Source organism: Microbispora sp. NPDC046973 (genome assembly GCF_040644495.1).
Classification (GTDB): Bacteria; Actinomycetota; Actinomycetes; order Streptosporangiales; family Streptosporangiaceae; genus Microbispora.
This window is the reverse complement of record NZ_JBEYWQ010000014.1, coordinates 38749-64968: the sequence shown is the minus strand read 5'-3', so window position 1 is coordinate 64968 and position 26220 is coordinate 38749. Positions and strand designations below refer to the sequence as shown.

The following is a 26220-nucleotide window of genomic DNA, read 5'->3' as shown; positions in this document are numbered from 1 at the left end:
ATGAACAAGGTGGTCCTGGCCACCCGGAACACCGGGAAGATCGTAGAGCTGCGCCGGATCCTCGCCGACGCCGGTGTGCCGGTCGAACTCGTCGGCCTGGAGGCGTTCCCGCACATCGGCGACGTGGCCGAGACCGGCCTCACGTTCGCCGAGAACGCGCTGCTCAAGGCGCACGCGGTCGCCTCGCAGAGCGGCCTGCCCGCCATCGCCGACGACTCCGGCCTGTGTGTCGAGGCGCTGAACGGCATGCCGGGCATCTTCTCCGCCCGCTGGTCGGGCCGCCACGGCGACGACGACGCCAACCTCGACCTGCTGCTCGCGCAGATCGCCGACGTGCCGGACGGCCGCCGCCAGGCCCACTTCGCCTGCACGGCCGCGCTCGCGCTGCCGACGGGGGAGGAGCACGTGGTGGAGGGGGCCGTGCACGGCCACCTCATCCGCGAACGGCGCGGCACGGGCGGCTTCGGCTACGACCCGATCTTCGTGCCGGACGGCGACACCCGCACGACGTCCGAGATGTCGGCCGAGGAGAAGGACGCCATCAGCCACCGGGGCAAGGCGTTCCGGGCGATCGCCCCGGTGATCGCCGAGGTCGTCTCGTAATACCGCCGTAAGACCCCGGCGGGCGGGCGGGCGTAGCGTTCGGAACGTGAACGCAGCAGGCACCCGCATGCCCGCCTGGGCGGCCGCGCTGACCGGCCTCGTCGCCGGCGCGGTGGCGCTCGGGGCGGCCCAGATCGTCGCCGGTCTGATCGATCCCGGCGCCGCGCCGGTCGTCGCCGTGGGCGGTGCGACGGTCGACGCCACGCCCGCCGGCCTCAAGGAATGGGCGATCCGCACCTTCGGCTCCAACGACAAGCCGGTCCTGCTCGGCGGCATCGTCGTCGTGCTCGCGCTCGTCGCCGCCGGTCTCGGCCTGCTCGCCCGGCGCCGGACGGCGTACGGCACGCTGGGACTGGCCCTGTTCGGACTCGTCGGCGCCGCCGCGGCGCTGTCCCGGCCGGACGCGGGGGCGGCGCACGTCCTGCCCTCTCTCGCGGGCGCCGCGGCCGGCGCCTGGACGCTGTCGCGCCTGACGCGCCGCGCCATGGGCAGCGGCGAGGAGGAGTACGTGGCCGCCAGCCGGGCCGCCGACCGGGGCACGGGTGACTCGGTCTTGGTGGTGCCCGCGCCGGCCGAGAGCGCGGAGGAGAGCGGGCCCGGGAATCGGCGCGCGGGGGAGAGCCGCGCGGCGGATCCCGGCCCCGCCGTGCCGGCTGTCATGCGGGCGGGAGCGGGGCCGGGCGCGGGATCGGACTCCGCGCCGTACGCCTTCGACCGGCGCAGGCTCCTGACCGGGGCGGCCGCGGGGGTCGCGGTGGCGGGCGTCGCAGGCTTCGGCGGATGGCTGCTGTCGGGCTCCAAGGACGCCGAACTGGCCCGGCGCGGCGTGGCCAGGATGCTGCCGCGCGCCGCGCGCCCGGCCGCGCCGATCCCCGCCGGGGCGGACCTGCGGATTCCCGGCCTCACGCCGTTCGTCACGCCCAACGCGGAGTTCTACCGCGTGGACACCGCACTCGTCGTGCCGTCGGTGGACCCGGCCCGCTGGACCTTGAAGATCCATGGGCTGGTCGACAGGCCGGTCGAGCTGACCTTCGCCGACCTGCTCAAACGCCCCCTGACGGAGGCGGACGTCACGCTGACCTGCGTGTCCAACGACGTCGGCGGGCCGTACGCGGGCAACGCCCGCTGGCTCGGCGCCCGGCTCGCCGACGTGCTGCGCGAGGCCGGGATCCGCCGCGAGGCCGACATGCTGCTCAGCGTCTCCGACGACGGCTGGACCTGCGGGACACCGGTCGACGTGGTCATGGACGGCCGCGACGCGCTGCTCGCCGTGGCCATGAACGGCGAGGTGCTCCCGGAGGCCCACGGCTTCCCGGTCCGCCAGGTCGTGCCCGGACTGTACGGATACGTGTCGGCGACGAAGTGGGTCACCGAGATCAGGGTCACCCGGTTCGACCGCGACGAGGCCTACTGGACGCCGCGCGGCTGGGCACCCCGGGGCCCGATCAAGACCCAGTCCAGGATCGACCTGCCCCGTGACGGGGACAAGGTCACGGCGGGCCGTACGACCGCGGCGGGGGTCGCCTGGGCCCAGCACCGCGGCGTCGACGCGGTCGAGGTGCGGGTGGACGGCGGCGCGTGGCGGCAGGCGAGGCTCGCCGACGCCCCCGGCCCGGACACCTGGCGGCAGTGGTCGCTCGACCTGGACCTGACGCCGGGCCGGCACACGATCTCCGTACGGGCCACCGACGCGACGGGCTACACCCAGACCGCGGACGAGGCCCCGCCCGCCCCCGACGGCGCCACGGGCTTCCACACGGTCACCGTCACGGCCGGCTGACCATCCCCCGCACGGGCTCCGGCGGAGAGCCGGGTCTGGAGTTGGGAAAACCCGCCGTGCCTCGGACTGCCCGCCTCTACCATCGGCACCCTGATGTGCGCGAGGAGGGGGGCCAAGCGCGTGAACCAGGAGAGGGCGCGCCGGCATGCGAGGTGGCGGTTGCCGTCCGGTGTGTACAACCCGGTCGTGTCGGCCGACGGCCGGCGATGGCGGGACTACGAGCAGGCCGCCGAGGCGCCTGCTCCCTCGCTGGAGGACCGCCGCCTGGAAGTGCGGCTCGCGGCGCTGCCGCTGGGCGTGGACACCGTGACCATGCCCGTGGTGCCGGCCGCCAGGAACGGCGAGAAGGGGGGACGCGGGGGCCACGGCATGGGGGCGCCGGCCGGGCGGCGCGCCGGGTCGCCAGACCCCAGGGAAGCAGAGCCGCCAGACCCCAGGGAAGCCGTCCCCGACGTGACGCCCGCCGACGCCGGGAACACCGGGGATAGAGGGGACATCGCGGACCCGGGGGATCGGGAAGACGCCGAGGGCTGCGAAGACTTCGGGGACTTCGAAGACGCCGGGGACGCCGGGGACGCCCAGGAGACGGCGGAAGAGGCGGCGGCCGGGGAGATCGCCGAGGAAGCCACCGCGGGGACCGCCACCGACGCCGCACCCGGCGGCACGCCGCCGCCCCTGGAGGAGTCCGTTGCGGAAGAGCCCGGCACGGAAGAGCCCGATGCGGAGGAGCCGGGCTCGGGGGAGCCGGGCGCACATGACTCGGGCTCGCCTGACTCGGGCCCGTATGACTCAGACCTGGGGGAGTACGGCTCGCCTGACTCCGGTGACCTCGCGCACGGGGAGGAGCGGCCTGCCGCCGGGATCGAGGCGGCCGATGACGAGGCCGGCGCCGAGGCCGGTGACGAGACCGGCACCGGGGCCGGCGACGCCGAGCACGCGGACGACGTCGACGACCCGGCCGAGCCCGAGGATCAACCGGAGATCGCCGCCGGGACGCCGGACGGTTCGGCGGCGGACCAGACCATGGCGGCCGTGGCGTCCGCCGAAGGCGATCGGCCGGGCGAGCCGTTGTCCAGGGCGGGACACGACGTCGTCGGGGAGACCGGGCAGAGCGAGTGGCTCGCCGAGACGGCGCCGGCGCCGCGACTGTCCGCGCAGCCGGGCAGGGCCGCGGCCGAGGTGGAGCGTTCCGGACACCTGAACGGTGCCGTCGGCGGAGCCGGACAGGGGCAACCGCCCAGTGCGACGGCGCCTGCGACGGCGCCTGCGACGGCGCCTGCGGCCGCACCTGAGGCCGTGTCCGGGGCGGCGGGGACGAGCCGGGGTGAGTGGCACGAGGAGACGCCCGGCGGGATCGTGGACGACGGTCCTGAGGCGGACGACCTCGCGGACGCCGACGACTTCTGGTCGGCCGTGCTGCACGACGAGACCGAGCGCGACTGGCTGGACGGCCCGGGCCGCCCGCGACGGCTGGAGGACACCCGCCCGTACGGCAGGCCCGGCGGCCTGGCCGAGGCGGATCCGGACGGCCAGGTGAGCCTCGCGCAGGCGGTGAGCGGGCGCTTCCCGGACCCGCGCGGCACCTGGATCCGCCTGATCAACGCCGAAGGCCCGACGGAGGACGCGTTCAGGTCCAACAACGCCGTCGACTGCGCGCTGTCGGTGATGTCCACCTGGCACGGCGAGCCCGTCGTGGCGGCACGCAGGCAGCCGGAGTACGACGGGTCGGGACGCCCGCTGCTGACCGGGGAGACCGGAGGCGTCGCCCGCGCCGAGGAGTGGCTCGGGCACCGCTTCGAATACGTGGGCCACGGCCGCCGGGCGTACGTGGCCATCGCGCAGCGGCTGATCTTCGGCGGCCACGGCGCCGCCGCCGTCCTCATCACCCGCTGGGCCGGGGGAGGCAGCCACGCCTGGAACGCCGTCAACTGCCGGGGCGAGGTCCTGTGGATCGACGCCCAGCGGGGTCACATGGCGGTGGAACCGCCGTACGAGGACGTCACGGGGGTCTTCGCGGTGGTGATCGACCGCCAGGGCCGCCGCCTCTGACCGCCCGTGTGTGAGGGGCGCCGCCGCCCGCCCGGGGCATAGGCGCCGACTGCAATCCGCGTCGCCTGGGCATCCGCGTCTGCCCTAGGCATCTGTGTCGCTTGGGGCCTCCGCGCCGCCCGGGGCGCCCGCTCGCGCGGGCGGCCCGGGCGGCCGCAGTCCCGGCCCATCCCGGTGGGGCGGGCGGCGTCAGGAGGCGGCCAGCGCTCCGACGACCGAGGCCCGGGCGGCACGGCGGGCGGGCAGCAGCGCGGCGAGCACTCCGGCCAGGCCCGAAGCGGCGATGAAGATCAGGATCTGCCCGATCGGAAGCTGGAAGGAGACGTTCTCCGTGAGCGTCGTCGTCGCCGCCCAGCCGTAGGCGACGCCGAGCGCGACGCCGACGATCGCGCCCACCAGGCCGAGGACCAGCGCCTCGATCGAGAGCATGCCCCGCAGTTGCGGCCGGGTCAGGCCCAGGGCGCGCAGCAGCGCGGACTCGCGGGTGCGCTCGTGCACCGACAGCGACAGCGTGTTCGCGATGCCGAGCAGCGAGATCACGATCGCGAGGGCCAGCAGCCCGGTGACCACCATGAGTATCGAGTCGATCGCCTCGTCGAACTGGCCGCGGATCTCGGTGGTGCTGCCGACCTTGACCGCCGGGTAGGCCGCCGTGGCGTCGTCCACCACCTTGCGCGCCCGCTCGGGGGCCACGCCGTCCGCGGCGTCCACCAGGATCTGCGCGTCGCCCACCGTGCCGAAGTGCCGCTCGAACGCCTGCTCGGCCATGGTGAAGGGCGGCAGCAGGGACACATCGGCCTTCAGCACCGCGACGACCGTGAGCGGTGTCTTCCGGCCGCCCGACGCTACGGTCACGGTGTCGCCCACCTTGACCCCGAGGTCCTGGGCCACGGAGTCGGCCACCGCGACCTCGCCCGCGCCGAAGCCGTCCATGGTGCCCGACGACGCCTCCGGCTTGATGGCGGTGCCGATGGCCGACTGGGTGACCGTGCCCACCTCGAACTCGCGGCCGTTCACCTTGGCCTTCTTCCCGCGGAACTCGGTCACCGCGGCCAGGTCGCGGCTCGCGCGCAGCGTGTCGGCGACCGAGCGGGGAATCGTGCCCGTCTGCGCCGACAGGATGTAGTCGGCCGGGAACTGCTGGTCGAGCTGGCCGTTCACGGTGGTCCGCACCGTGGAGGTCAGGACCGCCATGAACGTCATCAGCGTCACGCCGACCGTCAGGGCCACCGTCGTGGTCGCCGCCCGCTTCGGATTGCGCCGCGAGTTGTCCACGGCCAGCCGCCCCGGCACGCCGAACAGCCGCGCCGGCACCCAGCCGGCCAGCCCGCTCAGCGGCCGTACGATCACCGGGCCGAGGATGAGCACCGCGAAGAACACGAGCACGCCGCCCGCCATGACCGTCAGCAGCGCCGCCTGGCCCGGCTTCTGCAGCACGCCCGCCGCGGTGAGGCCGGCCCCCGCGAGCACGAACAGGGCGGCGGCGACCACCCGTACGACCCCGGTGCGGAACGCGTGCTCCTCGACCTGGGTGCGCAGCGCCGCGACGGGCGGCACGCGGGTGGCCTGCCGCGCCGGGAGCAGGGCGGCCGCCATCGTCACGACGACGCCGGTGCACATGCCGACGGCGATCGTCTGGGGAGACAGGCTCACGGTGCCCGTGGGGATGTCCGTCCCGACCGATCGCAGCACGGCGACCGCGGCGGCCCCGAGACCGAGACCCGTCAGCAGGCCGAGCACCGACGACAGCAGGCCGACCACGGCGGACTCCAGCACGATCGAGCCGAAGACCTGCCGCCTGGTGGCGCCGATGCAGCGCAGCAGCGCCATCTCGCGCATCCGCTGCGCGACCAGGATGTTGAAGGTGTTGTAGATCACGAGCGCGGCGACGAGCAGCGCGACCGCGCCGAACAGCAGCAGGCCCAGCCGGATGAAGGACGTGTCCATGTGGTTGCGCTTGGCCACTTCGTCGGCGCGTTCCCGCCCGGTCACGACCTTCGCGTCACCGGCGGCCGCCGCGACGGCCGTACGCAGGCTCTCCGGCGAGGGCCCCGAGGAGACGACGTCGATCTCGGTGAAGCCCTTGGCGCCGGTGACGCGCCGCGCCGTGTCGGGAGTGAAGGCGACCGCTCCCCGGTAGGCGAGGTTCTGGTCGAGGCCCACGTCGAAGATCCCGACGAGCTGGAACTCCTGTCGCTTGCCGGCCTGGTCGAGCACCGTGACGGTGGCTCCGGGCGCGAACCCCTGCGTCTTGGCGGTGTTCTTGTCGAGCACCGCCTCGCCGGCGGCCGAGGGGGCCCTCCCGGAGGTGATCTTGATGCGGCCGGCCGGGATGGACACCCCGGCGGTGGGGGAGTCCCCCACGACCTTGCCGTCCTTGCCGATCAGCGGCGCGTCCCCGGACACCATCGGCTGGGCGTCCTTGACGCCCTGCACCGCCTTGACCGCGGCGAGCGCGCTCTCCGGCAGGGTCTCGTCGGGCTCGGCGCCGTCCTTGGGAGTCACCACCACGTCCACCTTGTCGGCGTCCGCGGCGAACGACTGGGTGAACCCGGCGTCGATGGTGTCGGTCAGCACGAACGTGCCCGCGATGAAGCCGACCCCGAGCACGATCGCCAGGGAGGTGAGCACCAGGCGCAGGCGGTGCGCCAGGAGCCCGGTGAGAGTGGTCCTGAACACGGCTCAGGCCTCCAGCGCCATCAGCGTGTCGAGCACGGTCTGCGGCGTCGGCCGTTCGACCTCGCTGACCAGCAGCCCGTCCCTGAGGAAGACCACCCGGTCGGCGTACGACGCCGCCACGGGGTCGTGCGTCACCATCACGATCGTCTGCCCGAGCTCGCGCACGGACCTGCGCAGGAACGCCAGCACCTCGGCGCCGCTGCGCGAGTCGAGGTTGCCGGTCGGCTCGTCGGCGAAGATCACCTCGGGCTTGCTGATGAGCGCCCGCGCCACGGCGACGCGCTGCTGCTGGCCGCCCGACAGCTCGCTCGGCTTGTGCCTGAGCCGGTCCCGCAGGCCGACCGTCTCGATCACGCGGTCGAACAACGCCGGGTCGGCCTGGCGGCTCGCGATCTCCAGGGGGAGCCTGATGTTCTGCTCGGCCGTCAGCGTCGGCAGCAGGTTGAACGCCTGGAAGATGAAACCGACGCGCTCGCGCCGCAGGAGCGTGAGCTGCTTGTCGTTCAGACCGGTGATCTCGACGTCGCCGATGACCACCTGGCCGTCCGTCACGGTGTCCAATCCGGCCAGACAATGCATCAGCGTGGACTTGCCGGAGCCGGACGGCCCCATGATCGCGGTGAACTCCTCGGCGGCGAAGCCGACGTCGATGCCGCGCAGCGCGTGCACCGCCGCGTCGCCCTCGCCGTACACCTTCGTCAGTCCCCGCGCGACGACCGCGGTGCGAACCTGGGTTGTTGTGGTCATGACGCCACGCTATGGCCGTGATCAGGGCGTTTCCTCGGCCTCGCGGACGTTCTCGGCGTGCGGCCCGGGGACGGGCCGGCCGGGACGTGTGCGACTTGTGAGGTAGTCCGGACTCAGCCCCGCGGATGATCGGGGGAGACCACGCCCGTCTCGTACGCGTAGACGACCACCTGGGCCCGGTCGCGCAGCCCCAGCTTGGCCAGGATGCGGCCGAGGTGGGTCTTCACGGTCGCCTCCGCGAGATGCAGCCGCGCCGCGATCTCGGAGTTGGACAGGCCACGGGCCACGTGGACCATCACCTCCCGTTCCCGCGCCGTCAGCACGCCCGCGTCCTGCCGCCGCGCGTCCCCCTCCGGCAGGAGCACGGCGAAGCGGTCGAGCAGGCGGCGGGTCGTGCTCGGCGCGACCACCGCGTCCCCGGAGTGGACCGACCGGATCGCGTTGATCAGCTCGGCCGGCGGCACGTCCTTCAGCAGGAACCCCGCCGCGCCCGCCTTGATCGCGGCGAACGCGTACTCGTCGAGGTCGAACGTCGTCAGGATCAGCACCTTGGGGCCGTCCGGCGCCGCGCAGATGACCCGGGCCGCCTCCACGCCGTCCATCCGCGGCATGCGGACGTCCATGAGGACCACGTCCGCCTCGAGCGTCCGCAGCACCTCGACGGCGGCCAGCCCGTCCGCCGCCTCGCCCACGACCTCGATGTCCGGCTGCGCCCCGAGGACCATCCGGAACCCGGTCCGCACCAGTTCCTGGTCGTCGACCAGCATGACGCGTATCACTGCCGCTCCGCTCCGCTCGTCATCGCCGCGATCCCCGTAACCGTACGCGGTGGGGGACCAGCCGGGTCACCGCGGTCCGGGGACGACCGGTCGCCGGGGTCCTGGGACGGCCGGTCTCGGCGGCCGGGGAACGGCCGGTCGCCACGGCCGGGGGACGGCCGGGTCATGCGGCCAGCCCGACGGGAATCCGGACGACCACCCGGAACCCGCCGCCCGGCCGGGGGGCCGCCTCGACGCTTCCGCCGTACATCGCGGCCCTCTCCCGCATGCCGATCAGCCCGTGCCCGCCGGCCAGGCGCGGGGCCGCGGCGCCCCTGCCGTCGTCGCTGATCTTCAGCTCGATCTCGCCCCTGCCGTACGTCATCTCCACCCAGGCCCGCGCGCCCGGGCCGCCGTGCTTGAGCGCGTTCGTCAGCGCCTCCTGCACGATCCGGTAGACGGCGAGTTGCTCGCCTTCGGGCAGCGTCCGCGCGGTGCCGGACACGGTGAACTCGGTCGGCAGCCCCGAGTCCCTGACCTGCCTGATCAGGTCGCCGAGCTGGGCGACGCCGGGTTGCGGCGCGTACTCCTCCGCCGGGCTGCCGGCGTCCTGCCGCAGCACGCCCACCAGCCTGCGCATCTCGGCCAGCGCCTGCCGCCCGGTGGCCGAGATCGCCTGCATCGCGCGCCGCGCCTGCTCGGGGTCGCCGTCGATGGCGTATCCCGCGCCGTCGGCCTGGACGACCATCACGCTGACGTTGTGCGCGACCACGTCGTGCAGCTCGCGGGCGATGCGGGCGCGCTCGGCCGCGGCGGCGATCCGCGCCTGCTGGTCGCGTTCCCGCTCGGCCCGTTCGGCCCGTTCGACCAGGCCCTCCACGTAGCGGCGGCGGGTGTTGGCGTAGATCCCGGCGATCCAGACGGCGACGATGAAGGCCGAAGACGACGGCCACGCCTGCCCGGCGTCGGGCGACCAGCGCAGCATCGCCAGCAGCAGCCCGAACTCGGCGACCGCCCCGGCGGCCAGCGCCCACCGGAGCGTGCAGCGGGAGGCGACGCCGTACAGCGCGACGAGCACCGCGATGTTGGCGGGCAGGACGACGACGTCGAGCAGCCACTGGACGAAGCTGACGGCGGCGACCACCGCGAACACCTCACGGGGGTGGTCGCGGCGCCAGGTCAGCGGAACGATGAGCGCGGCCGACAACAGCAGCAGCCCGGGCACGTCGACCTGCCGCGCACCGAACGAGCCGGTCCGGCTGAACGTCTCGACGGTGATCAGGCTCAACAGCGCCAGCGGGGAGACCGTGAGCGCGTCCACGAGCTTGCTGTGGCGCCGGGTCCAGGCGCGCAGTCTGCCGAACACGTACCCAACCCTATGTATCGGCTGCTCAGGAAGGTCTCACCCTTGCGGCGGATACGGCGGTACGACTCAGGTCGCAGCCGGCCCGCCCGCTTACGCCGTTCTTACGGATCACGACGCATCCTTGTCCACGGGAACGCTTCTGTGAAGCGGGTAAAGGGAGATCGGGATGGCGGATCAGGACGCGGGGTCGCGCGGCGCAGGGGACGAGCCGCGCGGCCCGCGCCCGGAGCCGGAAACCGGGCCGGCCGGGTCGAGTGAGCCGACGGCGACCAGCGGATCGGCCGAGCCCGCTGCGCCGGGCGCGCCGATCGGGCCGGCCGGCACCGGGGTGGCCGCGTCACCAGCGGCGAGCGGGTCCACTTCGTCGACCGGGCCGACCGGGCCCAACGATCCGAACGGGCCGACCGCGCCGCCGCCGCCTCGGCCGAGTTTTGCACCACCCTGGACCAGCCCGGCGAACACGCCCGGGGCGGCAGGGCCCGGTTCGCACTGGATCGGCCCGGGAAACACGCCCGGGGCCGCAGGGCCGGGTTCCCCGTGGGCCGGCCCCGGGAACATGCCTGGCGGGGCAGGGCCGGGTTCGCCTTGGTCCGGTTCGGGCAGCACGCCCGGGGTGGCAGGGCCGTATTCGACCTGGGCAGGCTCCGCGAGGCCGGGCCGGCCAGGACCGGGACCCGCGGGCGCGCCCGGCAGCGGGTATGCCTTCGGCCCCGGCGGCGCGGGATGGAACGCCCCGGGCTGGCAGGATCCGCGGCCACGGGTCGCGTCCGCCCCGCGGCCCGGCTTCCCGCCGCGCCTGGCGGGCCGGCTTCCCCGCGGACACGCGGGGCAACTCGTCGCCGTCGGCGTCGCGTCCGCGATCGTCGGAGCGCTCCTCGGCGGTGGCATCGTGGCCGTCACCAGCATGGTCTGGGACCGGGCGGGCGCGGGGACGAGCTGGGACGGCGGAGGCGACCGGCAGCGCTTCTTCCCTCGCGGCTACGGGCAGGACGCGCCGCAGGCCCAGGACGGCCTGCCCCCCTGGTGCAGGCAGACCGACGCCGGGGTGCGCTGCCAGGCGCCCGGCTGAGGCGTGGCTTCCCGGTAGGCGCGCGCCGGCGGAGGGGCCGGCGCGCGCCTACGGGTTTTCCGCGCATTTTCACGGCGCCTACGGGATCGCCGCGTTCACGGGATCCGGGTGGTCACCGGATGGACGACGTGCCCGGTGTTCGTCGCCCGGCCGATCACTGGAGCGCGCGTCGATCGGCGTGCAGGTGACGCGCGAGCCGTACGGTGATGAACTCGTCGTCGTCGGCCTTGCCCGCCGTGCGGCCGGACGAGAACGGGAAGTTGTTGTCGTTCAGCACCGCGAGAGTGCGGTCGTCGAGCAGGGCCACGTCCTCGATCGTCTGGAACGGGAAGCGGAACGTCCGGCCGAAGCCGCCGACGCCCTTCGGGTCGGCGAGGTTCAGCAGGTCGGCGACGAGGGTCTTGTCCATGCGGCCGTCGTGGTCCCGGTCGGCGGCGTCGGCCAGGTAGATGCGCTTGAAGGCGGCGGCGTCGCCCTGCTCGTTGTCCCGCTCGATGACCAGGAACCGGTGCTCGTCGACCGCGATCGCGTCTCCGATGGCGTTCGAGGGCGACTCCAGCCGGTAGGTCCACCAGGTCGCGCCGTACCTGCCTGTACGCAGGTCGAAGTCGTACATGCGCAGGTCGCCGGGGGTGTCGCCGTCCACAGTCCCCTCAAGCAGCGGGTGGAGGCGGCGGCCGTCGACCGAGCGGGCCATGCCCTCGAACCCCTTGCTGCTGCGGGTGTTGGGCTGCCCGCCGTTCAGGTTCGGGTTCTCCGGCGCCATCACGCCGGGCAGCGGGATCGGGGCCTGGAGAAGCCGCCCGGAGGACGAGAAGTGCAGCAGGAACGGGCCGAACTCGTCGCCGATCCAGTAGGTGCCGTCGGACGACCGCACGATCGACTCCACGTCGAAGTCGGCGCCGGTGAGCACCCGATCCGCCCGGGTCAGGGCGAACGGCACGCGTCCGTCCGGGTCGCTCAGGCCGAACCCGCCGAGCACCTCAAGCTTCCCGGTCCGGAGATCGGGCTTGACGTGGTGGACGCGCAGCAGGAAGTCGGCGCTGTTGGCCTTGTTTCCATAGCCGTTGTCGGACAGCACGTCGTAGGTGCCGTCACCTCTTTTGACGACACCGCTGAAGCCCTGGACGGGCTGCCCCGGGAAAGGCGCGGTAATGCCGTTGAACGGTCCGGCCCCGATGGCCGAACCCGAGGGCTCGCTGCCGGGAACGAAGGTCTGGGCAGGCAGGACGGCGAAACCCGTGAGCGTCGCCTGGCCGAAGTCGGCGGGCCGAGGGGCGGCCTGCACCGGGGACGGCAGCGCGGATGTGGTCAACCCCACGGCGAGGGCCGCGGCACCCAAGGTGATCGAAAAGCGTCTCATGCCGGGCACCGTAGGGACATCGAGTGACAAAAGCCCCAACACCAGGCGGCCGCGGACGAACAACTGAGCCGCTCCGCGCCTGCGAAATCTCCGCAGGACGGTCACTCCCGCTCGCTCCGAGCACGGAGCAGAGCGATCGCCGTGCGGATGACGGAGGACCGCGACGGGGCGCCCTCTGTTGCCACGAAACGCTCGAGGAAGGCGAGGTCGTCCGCCGTGACCATCACGGCCATCCTCGCGGGCGCCCTCTGCTGGCTGAAAGAATTGCCTTCTTCGACGATAATCGGTGCGCCGTTATTCTCAGTTGATTTGTTGTGGGGCCGGCGGGATTCGAACCCGCACTGTACGGCACCTAAAGCCGCGGTCTCCTGCCGTTGGACTACGACCCCCTTTCCTCTTCCCTTCCCTGCGAAATTCTCAGTCTGAGAGTGACAGTTCGGGCAGAGGAACCTCAGGTTCTCTTTTCTGTTGTCCAGCCAGTTTCCGTTGATGTGGTCGATGTGCAATGTCAACGGCCGGCCGTGCCAAGTGCCGCCTATCTTACAGTCTGCGCAGCGGTAGGGGACTCCTACTTCGCGCAGTGCCCGCCGGAGCTTGGCCGGCTTCTCGCGGGGAGCGCCCGGGGAGTTCAGGACCAGCACCTCAGCCGGAAGGCTCCGTCGCGGCGACGTCTGCCCCCGCCTGTGGGCCTGGCCGAGGAAGTGGGATGTGTCGATGCCGAAGTGCTTGAGGCGGCGGCTGATGTGCGCGTGGGCGCCACCCGACCACGGGATGCCGAGATAGCGCAGCACGTCGGCGACGCTGCTCGCGGCGGCCGCCGCGTCGGCGAGCAACTCGGGGGTGTATTTGTACTTCGCCATGCCCCGGAATTTATCGGCCGCCGCCGACAATTCCGGGAGTGTGGCGAAAGGGGTATTTCAGGAAATCCCCAGCTCTTTCGTGAGCCGGGCGACGTGACCGGTGGCCTTCACGTTGTAGAGGGCCTTCTCGACCTTTCCGTCGGGGTCGATGACGAACGTGGAGCGGATGACGCCCATCACGGTCTTGCCGTAGTTCGTCTTCTCGCCGTACGCGCCGTACGCCTTGTGCACGTCCAGGCCGGTGTCGGACAGCAGCGGGAAGGTGAGCGCGTCACGCTCGCGGAACTGGCGCAGCTTGGCGGGCTTGTCCTTGGAGACGCCCAGCACCACGAAGCCCTGCTCGGTCAGCGCGCCGAGGTTGTCGCGGAAGTCGCAGGCCTGCTTCGTGCATCCGGGGGTCATCGCCGCCGGGTAGAAGTACAGGATGACCCGCCTGCCGCGGAACGACTCCAGCGAGACCTCATTGTCGTCGGCGTCGGTCAGGGTGAAATCCGGCGCGGCGTCGCCGGGCTCGAGCTTGCTCATCACGTCCTCCGGAAAAGGTGACCCGCGGCGATCGGCGGGCAAGCGTCAACCAAACTACCGGCTCAGCCGCTGTGCGGGGCGACCGCCGGACCTGGCAGACTGATCACACACGAATACCACAGGAGGGGGATCGCATGGCGGACACCGATCCCGATGCGCTGGAACGGAAGATCGAGCGCACGCGGGCGGAGCTCGCTCGCACGGTCGACGCCATCGCGGACCGGGTGAGCCCGAAGCGGGTCGCGGAGCGCGGGGTGGAGAAGGCGAAGGCCAACGCGCGCGACTTCGTCGCGTCCGTGGAGGACATGGTCCTGGGGCCGCGCACGTATGCCCCGGCCGACGGCGAGGGCGAGCAGCCCGCGGAGTATCCGGCGCCCAACATCGCTCCGGTGCTGATCGGGATCGGCGTGGTCGTCGTCGTGGGCGCGGCCATCGTGCTGCTGCGCCGCCGCTCCCGCTGACCCGCCCCGACCCGCCGCGGGACGACGCCGCCGTGACGCGGTTCACGGCGGCGTCCGCGTTCCCGCGGAGACGACCGCAGGGCCGGGCCGGCGGTCACAGGAAGGTTTTTCCCTCGCCGCGATAGGTCGGGACCTCCTCGGCCACCCGGTCGCCCTCCACCAGGTGCAGCGTGGCGAAGCGCTCGCACAATTCCCCGGCCTTCGCGTGGCGGAACCACACGCGGTCGCCGAGGCGGAGGTCGGCCGCGGCCTCGCCCAGAAGCGGCGTCTGCACCTCGCCCGCCCCCTCGTCCGGGTGATACCTGAGCCCCGGCGGCAGGTAGGGCTGGGGCAGCCGGGTGGGCCCGGGGGACCCGGAGGCGGGGTAGCCCCCTCCGAGCACGGTCACGACGTCCGGAGTCGGCTTGCGCACGACCGGCAGGGCGAACAGCGCCGCCGGGCGGCCGGTGAAGCCCCTGTAGAAGTCGAACAGCCGGGGGTGGAAGAACCCCGAGCCCGCCGCGACCTCGGTGATCGCCCGCTCGGTGGCGGTCTTCTCGATGCTTCCCGTGCCGCCGCCGTTGACGAACTCCAGGTCGGCGACCTGACGCACGGCCTGCACGATCCGGCCGCGCCGCACGATCAGCTCGCGGCGCGACCGCTCCTGCATCCAGCGCACCGCGCGGCCGTACGGTCCGGGAACGTCGTCGCCCACCCCGGCGATCTGGGCCTCGTACGCCATGAGGCCGGTCAGCCGCAGCCCGGGACGCTTGGCGATGTACGCGGCGATCTCGGCGGCCTGCTCGGGCTCGCGGATCGGCGACCGCAGCGCGCCCGCCCGGAACGCGCCGCCGAAGGCCACGAACCCCGCGTCGATGTCCAGGCACACTCGGATCCGGTGGGGGAGCCGCAGGCTTTCGATCAGGTCGAGGTGCTCGGGCGAGTCCACCATGACGGTGATCTCCCGTGCGGCGACCTCGTCCGATCCCAGGGCGCGCAGCGCGGTCCTGTCGGCCGTGGGGTAGGCCACGAGCACGTCCCGCAGGCCGGTGGACACCAGCCACAGCGCCTCGGGCAGCGTGAAGGCCATGACGCCCGAGACGCCGTCCATGGCAAGGATCCGTTCGAGCACGGCCCGGCAGCGGATCGACTTGCTGGCCACCCGGATCGGCTTACCCCGGGCCCGGCGCACCATGGCGGCCGCGTTCGACCGGAGCGCGTCCATGTCGAGGACGGCGAAGGGCGGCTCCAGGTGGGCCGTCGCCTTATCGAGGCGCTGTCGGTCGTCCATGGGCGCAGCCTAGTACGGCACCGCCGGGAAAGACATGAGTGCCGTTCACGTTAACTGGGCCCGGGCAAAATCTCCGCCGTGGAGCCGCCATGATCGCGCAAGGCGGCGGGTGACCCGCCCGTCCCGCCACCGCTCCGTGTACCCATGGTGAGGTGACTACCGAGCGGACCCGGCGCGGTGAGCGGGAAGGGTGAGCGGCTGATGAGCGTCGTGCAGGGAATCCTGGCGGGTTCGTCGGCAAGGAGCGCCAAAGGCGCCGGAAGCGGCTCAGGCGCCGACGGCGCCGACCGTGGCTTCAGCGCCGAGGGCGCCGGAAGCGGCTCGGGCGGCGTGCGCGGTGCGGCCGGCCGGCGCAGCGCCGTGCGCGTCCTGCGGCCGGGCCGGACCCCTGCCGCCGTCGTGGTCGCCGCCGTGATCGCCCTGCTCGGCTGGGTGCTCACCGCCGTGGTCGTGGCCGTCATGCTGGGCGTGTCACCGTCCTGGCGGCTGCCGCCCCGGCTGCTGAACCTCACGACGGCCGATCCCGTCGTCCCGGTCGCCGCCGTCGGCATGATCGTCTGCGGTGCGGGACTGGTGGCCCTCGCGCTCGTTCCCGGCCGTCCCCGGCTCGTGCCCCTGGAATGCCGGGACCCGCTGCTCGCGATGGGCCTGACCCGCGCCGGTCTGCGCCGGACGCTCGCCGCCTCGGCCCGCGAGGTCGAGCACGTCCGGCGGGCCGGCGTCCACATCCTCCGCGGGCGGATCGAGGTCGCCGTGGTGGCCGACGCGGACACGACCGGCGCCCTGCTGCGCGAGGTCGGCGCGGCGATCGGCGACCGGCTGTCGGGCCTCGGCGTCCGGTCCCGCCAGGAGGTGGTCGTACGGCTGCGCAGGAGAGGGGGCTGACGTGCGTCCGCGTTGGGGAAACCGCCTCGGGCTCCTGCTGGTGGGCCTCGCGCTGGTCGCGGGAGGCTTCGGCCTGCTGGCCGCCGCCCGCCGGCGGCCCGGTACGGCTCTGATCGACGCGGGCGTGGCCGACGCGAGCGTGGTCGACGGGAAACCGTGGGCGCTGCCCCTGCTGGCCGGGGCGGCCATCGTGCTCGCCCTGGTCGCGACCCGCTGGCTCTTTCTGGCGCTCGGCTGGGGCCGGGTCGGCAGCCGCACCGGCGCCGGCATCGCCATGCTCGGCGTGGCGCTGAAGGGAATCGACGGGATCGGCCGCATCTCGGTCAGGCTCGTGCGCGACGGCAGGGTGCGGGTGTCGGTGTCGCTCCGGCGGTCGGCCGACCTGGGGCAGGTGATCAGGCGGCTGGACGAGTCGGCGATCTCACGCGTTCGCCGCGCGGTCGGCCGCGACGACGCGCTTGCGGTCGTTCGCCTGCACGTCCGCCGCCGCTGACCGCCCCTCCCGCCGCCACGGCGCGGGGGTCGCGGGCGTGCCGAGGGCGAGCCCGGCGGCCAGGCAGGCGAGCGGCACGACGGGCACCACATAGCGGTGATCGAAGGCGGCGATCAGAGGCGGCAGCAGGAGCAGGACCGCCGCCGTGGCCCAGGGCAGCAGCGCCGTCCACCGCCGGGCCACCAGCCCGGCGAGCCCGGCCAGCAGGACCGCCGCGAGCAGCGGCCCGCGCAGGAAGCCCTGCTCCTGGTAGGCGCGCAGCCACCCCGCGAACGGCTCGGCCACCTTCGTGTCCCCGGAGCTCCCCTGGTATGCGGTGGTCAGCTCGCTCGCCGTACGGCCGCCGGAGGCCACCTTCGCGGTGAACGGCTTCACCGAGGCGGGGAACACGTACGCGCTCTGCGTGCCCGGGGCGGGGTAGACCTTCCGGTCCCATCCGAACGCCCACATGGCGTCGTGCAGCCCGGTCGCGAGGAAGTCGAGGGGCTGGCTGCGGATCGCCAGCGAGGCGAACTCGCTCGCCAGCCGGTCCTTGTCCTTCTTCACCCGCTGGATGGGCGAGCCGGCGGCCCAGATGTAGGCGGGCGCGGCGAGCCGGGGCTCCGACGGGCACAGCACCGCCAGTTCCTTCGGCGGCTCCATGACCGAGCAGTCGGCGAAGGTCATCGTGCGCGACCACAGCCACGTGCTGCTGCCGCCCATCCCGTACGACCCGTGGGCGTCGTGGAACCAGACGGCGTACCCGCCGAGCACGGCGGACGCGGCGGCGAGCCCGGCGAGCGCGGCCCTCCAGCGTCCGGCGAGCAGCACCGGCAGCAGCGCCAGCGCGATCAGGGGCAGCCCGAGGGTGCGGGTGACCGTGGCGAAGGCGAGCAGCAGCAGCGCCGCGACGACGGACCACGCGCCCGGGCGAGGGCGCCACAGCAGGATCGTCACGGCGGCCACGACCAGGGCGGTGAACAGCAGGTCCGCCATGACGAGGTGTTCGAGCTGGATCTGGTGGACGTCGAGCAGCACCGGCGCGGCCGCCAGCGCCGCTCCCCAGCCCGGCAGCCGTGTCCGGCGGCGCAGCAGCGCGTACACGCAGCCGGCCATGCCGAGACCGAGCAGGTGCTGGACGATCACGACGGCGGTGATGCTCCCCAGCGGGCTCAGCGCCGCCAGGAACAGCGAGTAGCCGGACGGCCGCGAGGGCAGCGGCCGCAGGTCGAGGGCCGAGCTGAGGTAGGCGAAGGAGTCGGCCCAGAACCACAGTGCGGGCCGGTAGCCGAGCACGGCGAGCGCGCGCAGTGCGACGCCCGCCGCCAGCACGACCAGGAACGCCCGATGCGGGCGCAGCGCCTCGCGCCACCTCACGTGACGGCCCTCCTCCTCGCGGGGAAGTCACCACGATATTGGTGAGCCGCACATGCGTCACATTCGAGACACCGGTGCGCTCGCCGGCGACGCCCGGCTCAGCACTCGATGACGTTGACGGCGAGGCCGCCGCGCGAGGTCTCCTTGTACTTGTCGAGCATGTCCCTGCCGGTGTCGCGCATCGTCTTGATCGCCTTGTCCAGCGACACGAAGTGGCGGCCGTCGCCGCGCAGCGCGATGCGGGCGGCGGCGATGGCCTTGATCGAGGCGACGGCGTTGCGCTCGATGCACGGGATCTGGACGAGTCCGCCGATCGGGTCGCAGGTCAGGCCGAGGTTGTGCTCGATGCCGATCTCGGCGGCGTTCTCGACCTGCTCCGGCGTCCCGCCGAGCGCCTCGGTGAGGCCCGCCGCCGCCATCGAGCAGGCCGAGCCGACCTCGCCCTGGCAGCCCACCTCCGCGCCGGAGATGGAGGCGTTCTCCTTGAACAGCACGCCGATCGCGCCCGCGGTGAGCAGGAAGCGGACGACGCCGTCCTCGCCGGCCCCCGGGAGGAAGCGCATGTAGTAGGACAAGACGGCCGGGACGATGCCGGCGGCGCCGTTGGTCGGCGCGGTGACGATCCGGCCGCCCGCCGCGTTCTCCTCGTTGACGGCCAGCGCGAACAGCGTGACCCAGTCCATCGCCCGCAGCGGGTCGGTCCCGTCGGTCTCGCTCTGCAGCCGCCGGTACAGCTGGTGGGCCCGGCGGCGCACCTTGAGGCCGCCCGGCAGGACGCCCTCGCGGCTGGTGCCCCGCCGCACGCACTCGGCCATCACTGCCCACAGGTGCAGCAGGCCGGTACGGATCTCCTCCTCCGTGCGGCCGAAGGCCTTCTCGTTCTCCATCATCAGCCCGGAGATCGACAGGCCCGTCTCGGCGCAGTGCGCGAGCAGTTCGTGCGCGGTCGTGAAGGCGTACGGCAGCACCGTGTCGTCGGGTTTGATCCGGTCGGCGCCGGTGGCGTTCTCGTCCACCACGAAGCCGCCGCCGACCGAGTAGTACACCTTCTCGCGCAGCACGGTGTCGTCGGCGTACGCCGTGAACCGCATGCCGTTCGGGTGGTGGGGGAGCGACAGCTTGCGCTCGAAGACGAGGTGCTCGCCGACCACGAACGGGATCTCGTGCACGCCGTACAACGTGACCGTGCCGCTCGCCCGCATCGCCGCCAGCCGCTCGTCGACGGTGTCGACGTCGACCAGTTCGGGCTTGTCGCCGGACAGGCCCAGCAGGACGGCCTTGTCGCTGCCGTGGCCCTTGCCGGTCAGCCCGAGCGAGCCGTACAGGATGGCCTCGACCCGGGTGACCTTCTCCAGCAGCCCGTCCTGGTGCAGCCCGCGGACGAACTTGTGCGCCGCCGCCATCGGACCGCCCGTGTGCGAGCTGGACGGCCCGATCCCCACCTTGAACAGGTCGAAGACGCTGATCGCCATTGACCGTCGCCTCTCAGCTGCTTGTCAGGACTCGCCGGAGGTCAGCGCGGTGTACTCCGCGGCCGACAGCAGGTCCTCCGGCTCCTCCTCCACGCGCACGCGGAACAGCCAGCCCTCGCCGTAGGGGTCGGAGCTGACCAGCGAGGGGTTGTCCACGACGGCGGCGTTGATCTCGACGACCTCGCCGCCGACCGGCGCGAAGATGTCGCTCACGGACTTGGTGGACTCCACCTCGCCGACCGCGTCGCCGGCCGCGACCGTCGCGCCGACCTCGGAGTGCACCTCCACGTAAACCACGTCGCCGAGCTGCTCGGCCGCGTACGCCGTGATGCCCACCGTCACGGTGAGGCCGTCCTCGAGCCCGGCCACCCACTCGTGTTCCTTGGTGTAGCTCAGGTCGTCCGGAATGGTGCTCACTTGCTCCTCCTGTAGAAAGGCAGATCGACGACGTCGACCGGTTCTTGGCTGCCCCGGATGTCCACGGCCAGGCCACCCTTCTCCAGGGCGCCCTCGTCGACGTACGCCATGGCGATCGGGCGGCCGAGGGACTGCGACGGGGCGCCGCTGGTCACCTCGCCGACGACGGCGCCCTCCCGGGTGACGGAGTAGCCGTGGCGGGGAACGCGGCGGCCGCGCGCCACCAGCCCGACCAGGCGCCGTTTGGTGCCGTTCTCCGCTGCCCGCTCGAGGGCGGCCTTGCCCACGAAGTCGCCGGGCTTGTCGAAGCGGACGACCCGGCCGAGGCCCGCGTCGAAGGGCGTGATCGCCGCGCTCAGCTCGTTGCCGTACAGCGGCATTCCGGCTTCCAGGCGCAGCGTGTCGCGGGCCGAAAGCCCGGCGGGGACGAGCCCGGCGTCCTTGCCCGCCTCGGCGAGGGCGTTCCACAGCGGCACGGCGTGCTCGTTCAGCACGAACAGCTCGAAGCCGTCCTCGCCGGTGTATCCGGTGCGTGCGATCAGGGCGGGCGTGCCCGCGACGACGCCGGGGACGATGGCGTAGTACTTCAGCTCGTCGAGGTCGGCGTCGGTCAGCGCGGCGAGGATCTCGGCGCTGCGCGGGCCCTGCACCGCGACCAGCGCGTACTCGTCCGACCGGTCGGTCACCCGCGCGTCGTAGCCCCGGACGCGGTCGGCGAGCTCACGGGCGACGAGGGCGTAGTTGGAGGCGTTGGCGACGACCATGTACTGGTCCTCGTCGAGGCGGTAGACGATGAGGTCGTCGAGGATGCCGCCGGTCTCGTTCACGATCATCGTGTAGCGGGCGCGGCCGGGCGCGAGGACGCTGAGGTGCCCCACGAGAGCGCGGTCGAGCGCCTCGCCCGCCTGTGCGCCGACGACGAAGATCTCTCCCATGTGGGACAGGTCGAACAGCCCCGCGGCCGTGCGCACCGCGTTGTGCTCGGCCGACTCGCTGCCGTAGCGCAGGGGCATCTGCCAGCCCGCGAAGTCGGTCAGGGTCGCGCCCAGGCTTTCGTGGACCCCGCGGAGCGGGGTGGATCGGGACATGCCCACCTCGGAAGGACGGATGCTGCGTTTGACTATCGGGCATCCTCCCCCTCTGTCATCGGCGCCTGAGAGCTTCGTCCGATCTTTGCCGGACTTTCACCTTCGGCGAGGCCTTACGGCCTTCTTTCCAGAGGTCACCTGGCCCGCACGGTCCTTTGCCTTGAGAGGTTCGCGGGGAGGGCTTGCTCCTTCAGGGGCCCTGACCGGATGCCAGGACGCTCTCCCGCACGGGATCACCGGTGGTGCTGGCAAGCCTAGTGGTTCGCCGCCATCCCCGTAACCGGCGGGATCGCCCCGATTTCCTCGATCAAGGTATCCGTTCTGCGGGCCTTCGTTACGAGCGGTGATCGCACTCACGCGCCGGCCGATGCCCCGCGCGGAGACACGTCAGCGCGGACGGAAGGTCGTCGCCCGTGAGGATCCGCTGGTGGAGGGCCTGGGTGTCGGGGGACGGCTCGGTGCCGAGACGGTCGACCAGGGTCCGGCGCAGTCGCTGATAGGACGCCGAGGCGTCGTGGGTGCGGCCCGACCGGTGCAGCGCCAGCATGAGCTGCCGGTGCGGTCGTTCGCGCAACGGGTGACGCCTCGCCCACTGGGCCAGGCCGCCGACGATCTCGTGGTGGTGCCCGAGCGCCAGCCGTACGTCGAAGAGGTCCTCGGTCACCGCGCGCCGGTCCTCGTCGAGCCGTTCGGCCCACGAGGAGAGCTCGTCCACGTGCCTCATGCCGAGCAGGGCGTCGCCCCGCCACAGGCTCAGCGCGTTCTCGAACATCCTCGCCGCATTGTGGTAATCGCCATTTTCGCGGGCGATTCTGCCCTGTGCCGCGAAATGGTTGAATACTGCAGCATCCACGGATGCCGGTGGGACGGAAAGAAGGTACCCGCCCTCCACTGTGTGCAGCGGGGAAAGGGCGGGGTCGCGTGGCGAGAGCCGCCGCCGCACCTGTGCGATGTAGGTGGTAAGATTACGCGGCGCCGATTTAGTGGGACGGCGATTCCACAACAGATCGATGAGCGTGTCCCGATGGACCGCGACGTTCGGGTTGAGCAGGAACAACGCCAGGAGTTGCCGGTGCCTCGGGGCGAGCCCGGCGATCACGTCCCCCGAGGGTTTCATGGCCAGGAACGGTCCGAGCACGGCGTATAACACGGTCTATCCCTCGCACGAAAGCAGCGTGAAACGTGCCGACGACGCGGCGATCATTGGTTAATTGACCATATCTCTCCCCGCTCGCATTCGTCAAAGAATGTGTCGTTTCTATGTGCGGGTGCGCCGTTCCTTTATCGCCAATGTGGGGCTGAACGCGCAGGTGGCGCGGAAGTGAAATCGGTTGCATTGCCCGAGCCTCCGCACAGGCGCTGTGGCGGGCGTCACAAGTGGAATCGCCGTTCTCGGGGGCGTCTCCGGCAGGCGAAGGCCTACTGCGCGACGCGCTGAGGAAGCGCCGCCGAGGCGGTTCGCCTCAGGCCGGCTGGAGCGCAGCCGTGATGCCGTGTCACCGTCCTCCGGACGAAGGCGTCGACGGCTGAAGACGACTCGGCTCGGCGGACGTCCTTCAACGGAAGGACCCGTGGTCACCCCCGGCCCGATTGTGTTCGGGGGTGAGAGCGTGGACGCTTGGCCGGTGACAGACGAGATCTTCTGGGAGCTGGTCGGCACGCTCGACGGGGTGATCGACGAGGACAGCGCCGATCTGCTGGGCGAGCGCCTGTCGTCGGTGGCCGCGGAGGAGGTGAAGGTCTTCTGCGGGCACCTCGCCGCGAAGGTGCGTGCGCTCGCCGGGCTCCCTCTTGAGGGACGTCCGGTCCCCGACGTCGGCGACGAGGGCCGCCCGCCGATCCCACTCGCCGGGGACGCGTACGAGAACCTGCTGTACGCGGTGATCGCCGCCGGGCGGGAGCGGTACGAGGCCGTGCTCGCCGATCCGGCGGCGGCCGAGGACGAGGAGTGGGACGCGGGGGAGGCCGAACTGCTCGTGGACGTCGTCGCGAACGTGCTGTGGGACGTCGCGGGCCTGGACTGGTACGAGGAGTTCGATCCCCTGCTGTCCGGCCTGCCGGCGGACGGCCGGTGGTACGACACACGCCGGGGCTCTGCCTGGAAAAGCGCGCCGCGGCAGTACGAGAACGCGGCCCACGCGCTGGACCGGGCCCTCAACGACTCCGAGGAGTGGCGCGCCTGGTGGAGCCAGACGGGGCTGCGGAAGGTCGAGGTCGGCGTCACCGTCAACGGGGACAGGGACGTCCAGAACGTCGAGCGCGGCACGGCGATCGCCAGGGCCGAGTTCAGGATGGGCCGCTCCTACTTCGGGGAGCGTGACGCAGCGGGACTGAGGGCGCTCGCGGTGGAAGAGGCCGCGCGCATCACGGGCGCGATCGCCCGGGCGCTGGACATGACGCCGCCTCCACCGCTTCCGTCCTCTTCCCGCTGACGTGCCCGCCGCTCTGCGGGGGTCCGGCGCTCTGAGGGGGTCCGGCGCTCTACCGGGCCGCAGCGGCGCCTGCGGTCGCGGGAGCCCGCAGGGCCTGGTTGACGGCGTCGGTGCGCCGGGCGTCGCCCCACACCCACTCCACGCGGGCTTCGCGCCGCCGCCCGGCGAGCCAGTCGTCGAAAAGCCGCTGTTCGATCTCTCGCCGGGTCGCGTCGTCGAAGACGGCGGGCCTGACCTCCACCACCTGGGTGACCACGGGCTCGGATCCGTATGGGCCGAGGACGTCACCGGGTGCGGCGTTCGCCGCCCCCAGGCCGAGTTCGGCGCGGAACAGGCGGCGCAGGCGGGCGTCCGCGCCGTGGTCGAGCGTCTCGGCGGCGGCCGAGGCGAGGGGGTCCGCCCCGCCGCTCCGCAGCCGGCCGGCGGCGGCCCGGGCTGCTTCCGGCCGGGGATACCGGAGGGACAGCGCGCACAGCCGGTCGTAGGAGCGGGGCTGGGCGGTGAAGAGGCCGTCCGCGCGGTCGCCGACGACGCGCCGGCGCAGCCGGGCGATCCCGGCCTCCTGGGCCACGATGTCCTCCAGGCCGGCGTGGTCGAGGCCGCGTTCGGTCATCCACGCGCGGGTGGCCTCGACCGTGAGCAGTCCCCGGGCCCGCCGGAAGGCGTCGAGGGCGTCCTGCAACTCGGCGGCGGACAGGTCCACCGGGTCGTCGGACAGCTCCTGCGCCACCAGGGCGGCGTCGACCAGCCTGCTCGCCACCGAGGCGTCGCTCCACAGCTCGTCCAGCACCGCCATGGCCTGCTCCATCGCGACTTCCATGCCGTTGACCCGGACGACGACCTGCTCGCCGGAGTTGCGGCTGCCCCGCAGCGGCCAGGGCAGCGCGCGGTCGGGGGCGAAGGCGATCGAGACCGTGCCGTCCGCCACCGGGATCAGCATGTCGTAGTGACAGCCGCCGCCGGGGTGGTCGCGCTGCCACACCAGGCGCATCGGCGCGCCCTCGTGCTGCGCCCGCAGGTCGCCCAGCAGGTCCCTGGCTTCGGCGGGTTCCAGGTCGCTGATCCGGCGCAGGTACGCCAGGACGTCGGCCAGCAGGCCGGCAGACGGAAGAACGCCAGTGTGGACAACGCTGTGCGACGGCATGTCGGGCTCCTCTGGGCGGGATCTGTCGGGCTCGTTCGCGAAGGGGACGTCAGGCCGGTTCGAGCAGGAGGTCGCAGAGGGCCTCGCTGATCGGCAGGCCGGTCATGTTCTCGACCCACAGCCACTGCGCGTTGGGGTTGACCTCAAGGAAGACGTGACGGTCGTCCGGCGTGACGATCAGGTCGACGGCGCCGTACAGCAGGCCGAGCCGGTCCATCAGCTCCAGGCACCGGTCGGCGATCTCCTCCTGCAGCCGATGGGGCCGGTGCGGGGTAGTCCGGGTGTCGTAGTACCGCCAGTCGAGGCTCGATCGGTTGGACGCCTGCGAGTGGATCTCGGCGGCGAAGATCCGCCGCCCGACGATGGTGACCCGCAGCTCGACGCGCTTCGGCACCATCTCCTGCACGATCACCGGGCAGAACCGCAGGCCGTCGGCGTACGCGAGGTCGCGCGGCGACACCGGCTCGGTGAGGCGGGTCGCGGTGAGTCCGCCCGCGACGCCCTCGATGAGCGGGACGTGGAAGGCCTTCGTGATGACGCGGCCGTCGTGCCGGTCGTGGAAGTCGAGGAACGACTCGGCGTCCGTGCTGATCAGCGTCTCCGGGATCGCGAATCCGAGCTCCGCGGCCAGGGCGAGCTGGGAGGCCTTCTGGCCGGAACGGCGGAAGACCGACTCGCGCGCGGGCACCTGGCGGCACGGCAGCTGCTCCCACAGATCGCCGAGCAGGCTCTTGCACTCCTGCACGGTGTGCGCGGCCACCGCCGGATCGGCGATCTCCGGGTGCGGGCGCGGGGGAGTCGGCCGGCGCCACCACACGGCGGTCACCGTGTCGAGGTCGATCGTCTCCTTATCGCCGCGCAGGATGCGGCGGGTGCCGAGGCCGGCGCCGTAGCCGAGGTCCACCTTGGCGTGGACCGGGAAGTCGCCGGGGTCGAAGACGCTGACGCGCGCGCCGCGCCGGGCGAGCAGACCGCTGACCCGCTCGGCGTGCGGGTCGTCCTCGCCGGTGAGCACGAGAACGTGAGAAGAGCGCAACGGAGGGCCTTTCGACGTGACCAAACAGACCTGGGCGCGGATTGGACGGAGGGGACTGGACCGACGGGGCCTGATCGTGCGGGCCTGGCGGGTGGGGGCGCCGCTACCGGGGCCACTGGGGCCACCGGGGCGGCGCCCCCACCTCGGCGTCACAGCCGTGCTTCACCCGATCGGGTCACGCCGTGACGCCGTGAGCATGTGTCAGACGGCGATGTCGTCGTACTTGCACATGTTGTCGGCATAGGAGCCGGTCCTGTCGAACTCCGGGGCCTGGCCGCCGGTCACGCCGCGCAGGCGCTCCTCGTCCAGTTCCTCGCCCACGGCGTCGATGGCGGTGAGGACCGTTCGAACGGTGCGAGCCGTCATG

24 protein-coding genes, 1 tRNA gene and 1 riboswitch are annotated in these 26220 nt (G+C 72.7%); of the genes, 8 read left to right on the top strand and 17 right to left on the bottom strand.

The genetic code is table 11. The annotated features are described in order from the left end of the window. The 3 genes from rdgB to ABZ860_RS24610 all read left to right on the top strand — a co-directional run bounded on the left by rdgB (position 1) and on the right by ABZ860_RS24610 (position 4432). Positions 1–603, top strand: coding sequence for an RdgB/HAM1 family non-canonical purine NTP pyrophosphatase (rdgB, locus tag ABZ860_RS24620; protein WP_142560294.1), 603 nt, complete (start codon positions 1–3; stop codon positions 601–603). A gap of 46 nt (positions 604–649) precedes the next feature. Continuing rightward, positions 650–2383, top strand: a complete 1734-nt coding sequence (locus ABZ860_RS24615; RefSeq protein WP_357224224.1) for a molybdopterin-dependent oxidoreductase — start codon at positions 650–652, stop codon at positions 2381–2383. Positions 2384–2503: 120 nt separating this feature from the next. Continuing rightward, the gene (locus ABZ860_RS24610) at positions 2504–4432 is read left to right on the top strand and encodes a toxin glutamine deamidase domain-containing protein (protein ID WP_357224223.1); all 1929 of its coding nucleotides are present in this window, start codon (positions 2504–2506) and stop codon (positions 4430–4432) included. A gap of 189 nt (positions 4433–4621) precedes the next feature. Here ABZ860_RS24610 and ABZ860_RS24605 read toward each other — a convergent pair whose 3' ends face one another. The 5 genes from ABZ860_RS24605 to ABZ860_RS24585 all read right to left on the bottom strand — a co-directional run bounded on the left by ABZ860_RS24605 (position 4622) and on the right by ABZ860_RS24585 (position 10444). Continuing rightward, positions 4622–7111, bottom strand: a complete 2490-nt coding sequence (locus ABZ860_RS24605; RefSeq protein WP_357224221.1) for an FtsX-like permease family protein — start codon at positions 7109–7111, stop codon at positions 4622–4624. Between the two features lie 3 nt (positions 7112–7114). Then, complete coding sequence (locus ABZ860_RS24600; RefSeq protein WP_357224219.1) at positions 7115–7858, bottom strand: ABC transporter ATP-binding protein; 744 nt, start codon at positions 7856–7858, stop codon at positions 7115–7117. A 113-nt stretch (positions 7859–7971) separates the two neighbouring features. Further along, entirely contained in the window at positions 7972–8637 is a 666-nt protein-coding gene (locus tag ABZ860_RS24595) for a response regulator transcription factor (protein WP_357224216.1), read from the bottom strand. 163 nt (positions 8638–8800) lie between these two features. Continuing rightward, the gene (locus ABZ860_RS24590; RefSeq protein ID WP_357224215.1) at positions 8801–9982 is read right to left on the bottom strand and encodes a histidine kinase; all 1182 of its coding nucleotides are present in this window, start codon (positions 9980–9982) and stop codon (positions 8801–8803) included. Between the two features lie 174 nt (positions 9983–10156). Further along, on the bottom strand, positions 10157–10444 hold the full coding sequence (locus ABZ860_RS24585) for a hypothetical protein (protein WP_357224212.1): 288 nt from the start codon (positions 10442–10444) through the stop codon (positions 10157–10159). Between the two features lie 151 nt (positions 10445–10595). On the opposite strand from ABZ860_RS24585, the gene ABZ860_RS24580 reads away from it, so the two are divergent. After that, on the top strand, positions 10596–11051 hold the full coding sequence (locus ABZ860_RS24580) for a hypothetical protein (protein WP_357224209.1): 456 nt from the start codon (positions 10596–10598) through the stop codon (positions 11049–11051). Between the two features lie 154 nt (positions 11052–11205). Here ABZ860_RS24580 and ABZ860_RS24575 read toward each other — a convergent pair whose 3' ends face one another. From ABZ860_RS24575 to bcp, 3 genes are all read right to left on the bottom strand, one after another. Further along, positions 11206–12414, bottom strand: coding sequence for an esterase-like activity of phytase family protein (locus ABZ860_RS24575; RefSeq protein ID WP_357224208.1), 1209 nt, complete (start codon positions 12412–12414; stop codon positions 11206–11208). A 315-nt stretch (positions 12415–12729) separates the two neighbouring features. Further along, a tRNA-Leu gene (locus tag ABZ860_RS24570) sits at positions 12730–12803 on the bottom strand. 528 nt (positions 12804–13331) lie between these two features. Continuing rightward, positions 13332–13799, bottom strand: a complete 468-nt coding sequence (bcp, locus tag ABZ860_RS24565) for a thioredoxin-dependent thiol peroxidase (protein WP_357224205.1) — start codon at positions 13797–13799, stop codon at positions 13332–13334. Between the two features lie 134 nt (positions 13800–13933). Here bcp and ABZ860_RS24560 point away from each other — a divergent pair, with 134 nt between their 5' ends. Then, positions 13934–14260 (top strand): DUF3618 domain-containing protein, encoded by a 327-nt coding sequence (locus ABZ860_RS24560; protein WP_183535463.1) that lies wholly within the window; start codon positions 13934–13936, stop codon positions 14258–14260. A gap of 94 nt (positions 14261–14354) precedes the next feature. Here the strand turns inward: ABZ860_RS24560 and ABZ860_RS24555 are convergent, their stop codons facing one another. Next, entirely contained in the window at positions 14355–15530 is a 1176-nt protein-coding gene (locus ABZ860_RS24555; protein ID WP_357224204.1) for an amino acid deaminase/aldolase, read from the bottom strand. Between the two features lie 201 nt (positions 15531–15731). Between ABZ860_RS24555 and ABZ860_RS24550 the strand changes: the two genes are divergently transcribed. Both ABZ860_RS24550 and ABZ860_RS24545 read left to right on the top strand, forming a co-directional pair. After that, the gene (locus ABZ860_RS24550; protein WP_357224201.1) at positions 15732–16415 is read left to right on the top strand and encodes a DUF6286 domain-containing protein; all 684 of its coding nucleotides are present in this window, start codon (positions 15732–15734) and stop codon (positions 16413–16415) included. Between the two features lies 1 nt (position 16416). Then, positions 16417–16908 (top strand): hypothetical protein, encoded by a 492-nt coding sequence (locus tag ABZ860_RS24545; RefSeq protein ID WP_357224199.1) that lies wholly within the window; start codon positions 16417–16419, stop codon positions 16906–16908. On the opposite strand, the gene ABZ860_RS24540 is transcribed toward ABZ860_RS24545, so the two are convergent. From ABZ860_RS24540 to ABZ860_RS24520, 5 genes are all read right to left on the bottom strand, one after another. Then, positions 16837–18264: a hypothetical protein gene (locus tag ABZ860_RS24540; protein WP_357224196.1), complete on the bottom strand. Its 1428-nt coding sequence runs from the start codon at positions 18262–18264 to the stop codon at positions 16837–16839. The genes ABZ860_RS24545 and ABZ860_RS24540 overlap by 72 nt on opposite strands. A gap of 98 nt (positions 18265–18362) precedes the next feature. Beyond that, complete coding sequence (locus ABZ860_RS24535; protein WP_357224193.1) at positions 18363–19736, bottom strand: L-serine ammonia-lyase; 1374 nt, start codon at positions 19734–19736, stop codon at positions 18363–18365. Between the two features lie 24 nt (positions 19737–19760). After that, positions 19761–20153: a glycine cleavage system protein GcvH gene (gene gcvH / locus ABZ860_RS24530; RefSeq protein WP_357224191.1), complete on the bottom strand. Its 393-nt coding sequence runs from the start codon at positions 20151–20153 to the stop codon at positions 19761–19763. Continuing rightward, a complete protein-coding gene (gcvT, locus tag ABZ860_RS24525) occupies positions 20150–21241 on the bottom strand; it encodes a glycine cleavage system aminomethyltransferase GcvT (protein ID WP_357224189.1) in 1092 nt (363 codons plus the stop codon). The genes gcvH and gcvT overlap by 4 nt, the downstream gene beginning before the upstream one ends. Before the next feature lie 138 nt (positions 21242–21379). After that, a riboswitch (glycine riboswitch) is annotated at positions 21380–21477 on the bottom strand. 98 nt (positions 21478–21575) lie between these two features. Continuing rightward, positions 21576–22358, bottom strand: coding sequence for an AfsR/SARP family transcriptional regulator (locus ABZ860_RS24520; RefSeq protein ID WP_357224511.1), 783 nt, complete (start codon positions 22356–22358; stop codon positions 21576–21578). A 508-nt stretch (positions 22359–22866) separates the two neighbouring features. Here ABZ860_RS24520 and ABZ860_RS24515 point away from each other — a divergent pair. Then, complete coding sequence (locus ABZ860_RS24515) at positions 22867–23673, top strand: DUF4240 domain-containing protein (RefSeq protein ID WP_357224187.1); 807 nt, start codon at positions 22867–22869, stop codon at positions 23671–23673. A gap of 49 nt (positions 23674–23722) precedes the next feature. Here the strand turns inward: ABZ860_RS24515 and ABZ860_RS24510 are convergent, their stop codons facing one another. The 3 genes from ABZ860_RS24510 to ABZ860_RS24500 all read right to left on the bottom strand — a co-directional run bounded on the left by ABZ860_RS24510 (position 23723) and on the right by ABZ860_RS24500 (position 26219). After that, the gene (locus ABZ860_RS24510; protein WP_357224185.1) at positions 23723–24817 is read right to left on the bottom strand and encodes a TIGR04500 family putative peptide maturation system protein; all 1095 of its coding nucleotides are present in this window, start codon (positions 24815–24817) and stop codon (positions 23723–23725) included. A gap of 49 nt (positions 24818–24866) precedes the next feature. Next, a complete protein-coding gene (locus ABZ860_RS24505) occupies positions 24867–25853 on the bottom strand; it encodes an MvdC/MvdD family ATP grasp protein (protein ID WP_357224183.1) in 987 nt (328 codons plus the stop codon). A gap of 201 nt (positions 25854–26054) precedes the next feature. Beyond that, positions 26055–26219 (bottom strand): hypothetical protein, encoded by a 165-nt coding sequence (locus tag ABZ860_RS24500; RefSeq protein WP_357224181.1) that lies wholly within the window; start codon positions 26217–26219, stop codon positions 26055–26057. Position 26220: the final 1 nt, after the last annotated feature.

Bases quoted from the DNA above. Each gene is read 5' to 3' on its own strand.
- rdgB (WP_142560294.1), top strand. From the start codon at position 1: ATGAACAAGGTGGTCCTGGCCACCCGGAACACCGGGAAGATCGTAGAG.
- ABZ860_RS24600 (WP_357224219.1), bottom strand. From the start codon at position 7,858: ATGACCACAACAACCCAGGTTCGCACCGCGGTCGTCGCGCGGGGACTG.
- ABZ860_RS24575 (WP_357224208.1), bottom strand. From the start codon at position 12,414: ATGAGACGCTTTTCGATCACCTTGGGTGCCGCGGCCCTCGCCGTGGGG.
- bcp (WP_357224205.1), bottom strand. From the start codon at position 13,799: ATGAGCAAGCTCGAGCCCGGCGACGCCGCGCCGGATTTCACCCTGACC.
- ABZ860_RS24560 (WP_183535463.1), top strand. From the start codon at position 13,934: ATGGCGGACACCGATCCCGATGCGCTGGAACGGAAGATCGAGCGCACG.
- ABZ860_RS24555 (WP_357224204.1), bottom strand. From the start codon at position 15,530: ATGGACGACCGACAGCGCCTCGATAAGGCGACGGCCCACCTGGAGCCG.
- ABZ860_RS24550 (WP_357224201.1), top strand. From the start codon at position 15,732: ATGAGCGTCGTGCAGGGAATCCTGGCGGGTTCGTCGGCAAGGAGCGCC.
- ABZ860_RS24535 (WP_357224193.1), bottom strand. From the start codon at position 19,736: ATGGCGATCAGCGTCTTCGACCTGTTCAAGGTGGGGATCGGGCCGTCC.
- gcvT (WP_357224189.1), bottom strand. From the start codon at position 21,241: ATGTCCCGATCCACCCCGCTCCGCGGGGTCCACGAAAGCCTGGGCGCG.
- ABZ860_RS24520 (WP_357224511.1), bottom strand. From the start codon at position 22,358: ATGAAACCCTCGGGGGACGTGATCGCCGGGCTCGCCCCGAGGCACCGG.
- ABZ860_RS24510 (WP_357224185.1), bottom strand. From the start codon at position 24,817: ATGCCGTCGCACAGCGTTGTCCACACTGGCGTTCTTCCGTCTGCCGGC.
- ABZ860_RS24500 (WP_357224181.1), bottom strand. From the start codon at position 26,219: ATGACGGCTCGCACCGTTCGAACGGTCCTCACCGCCATCGACGCCGTG.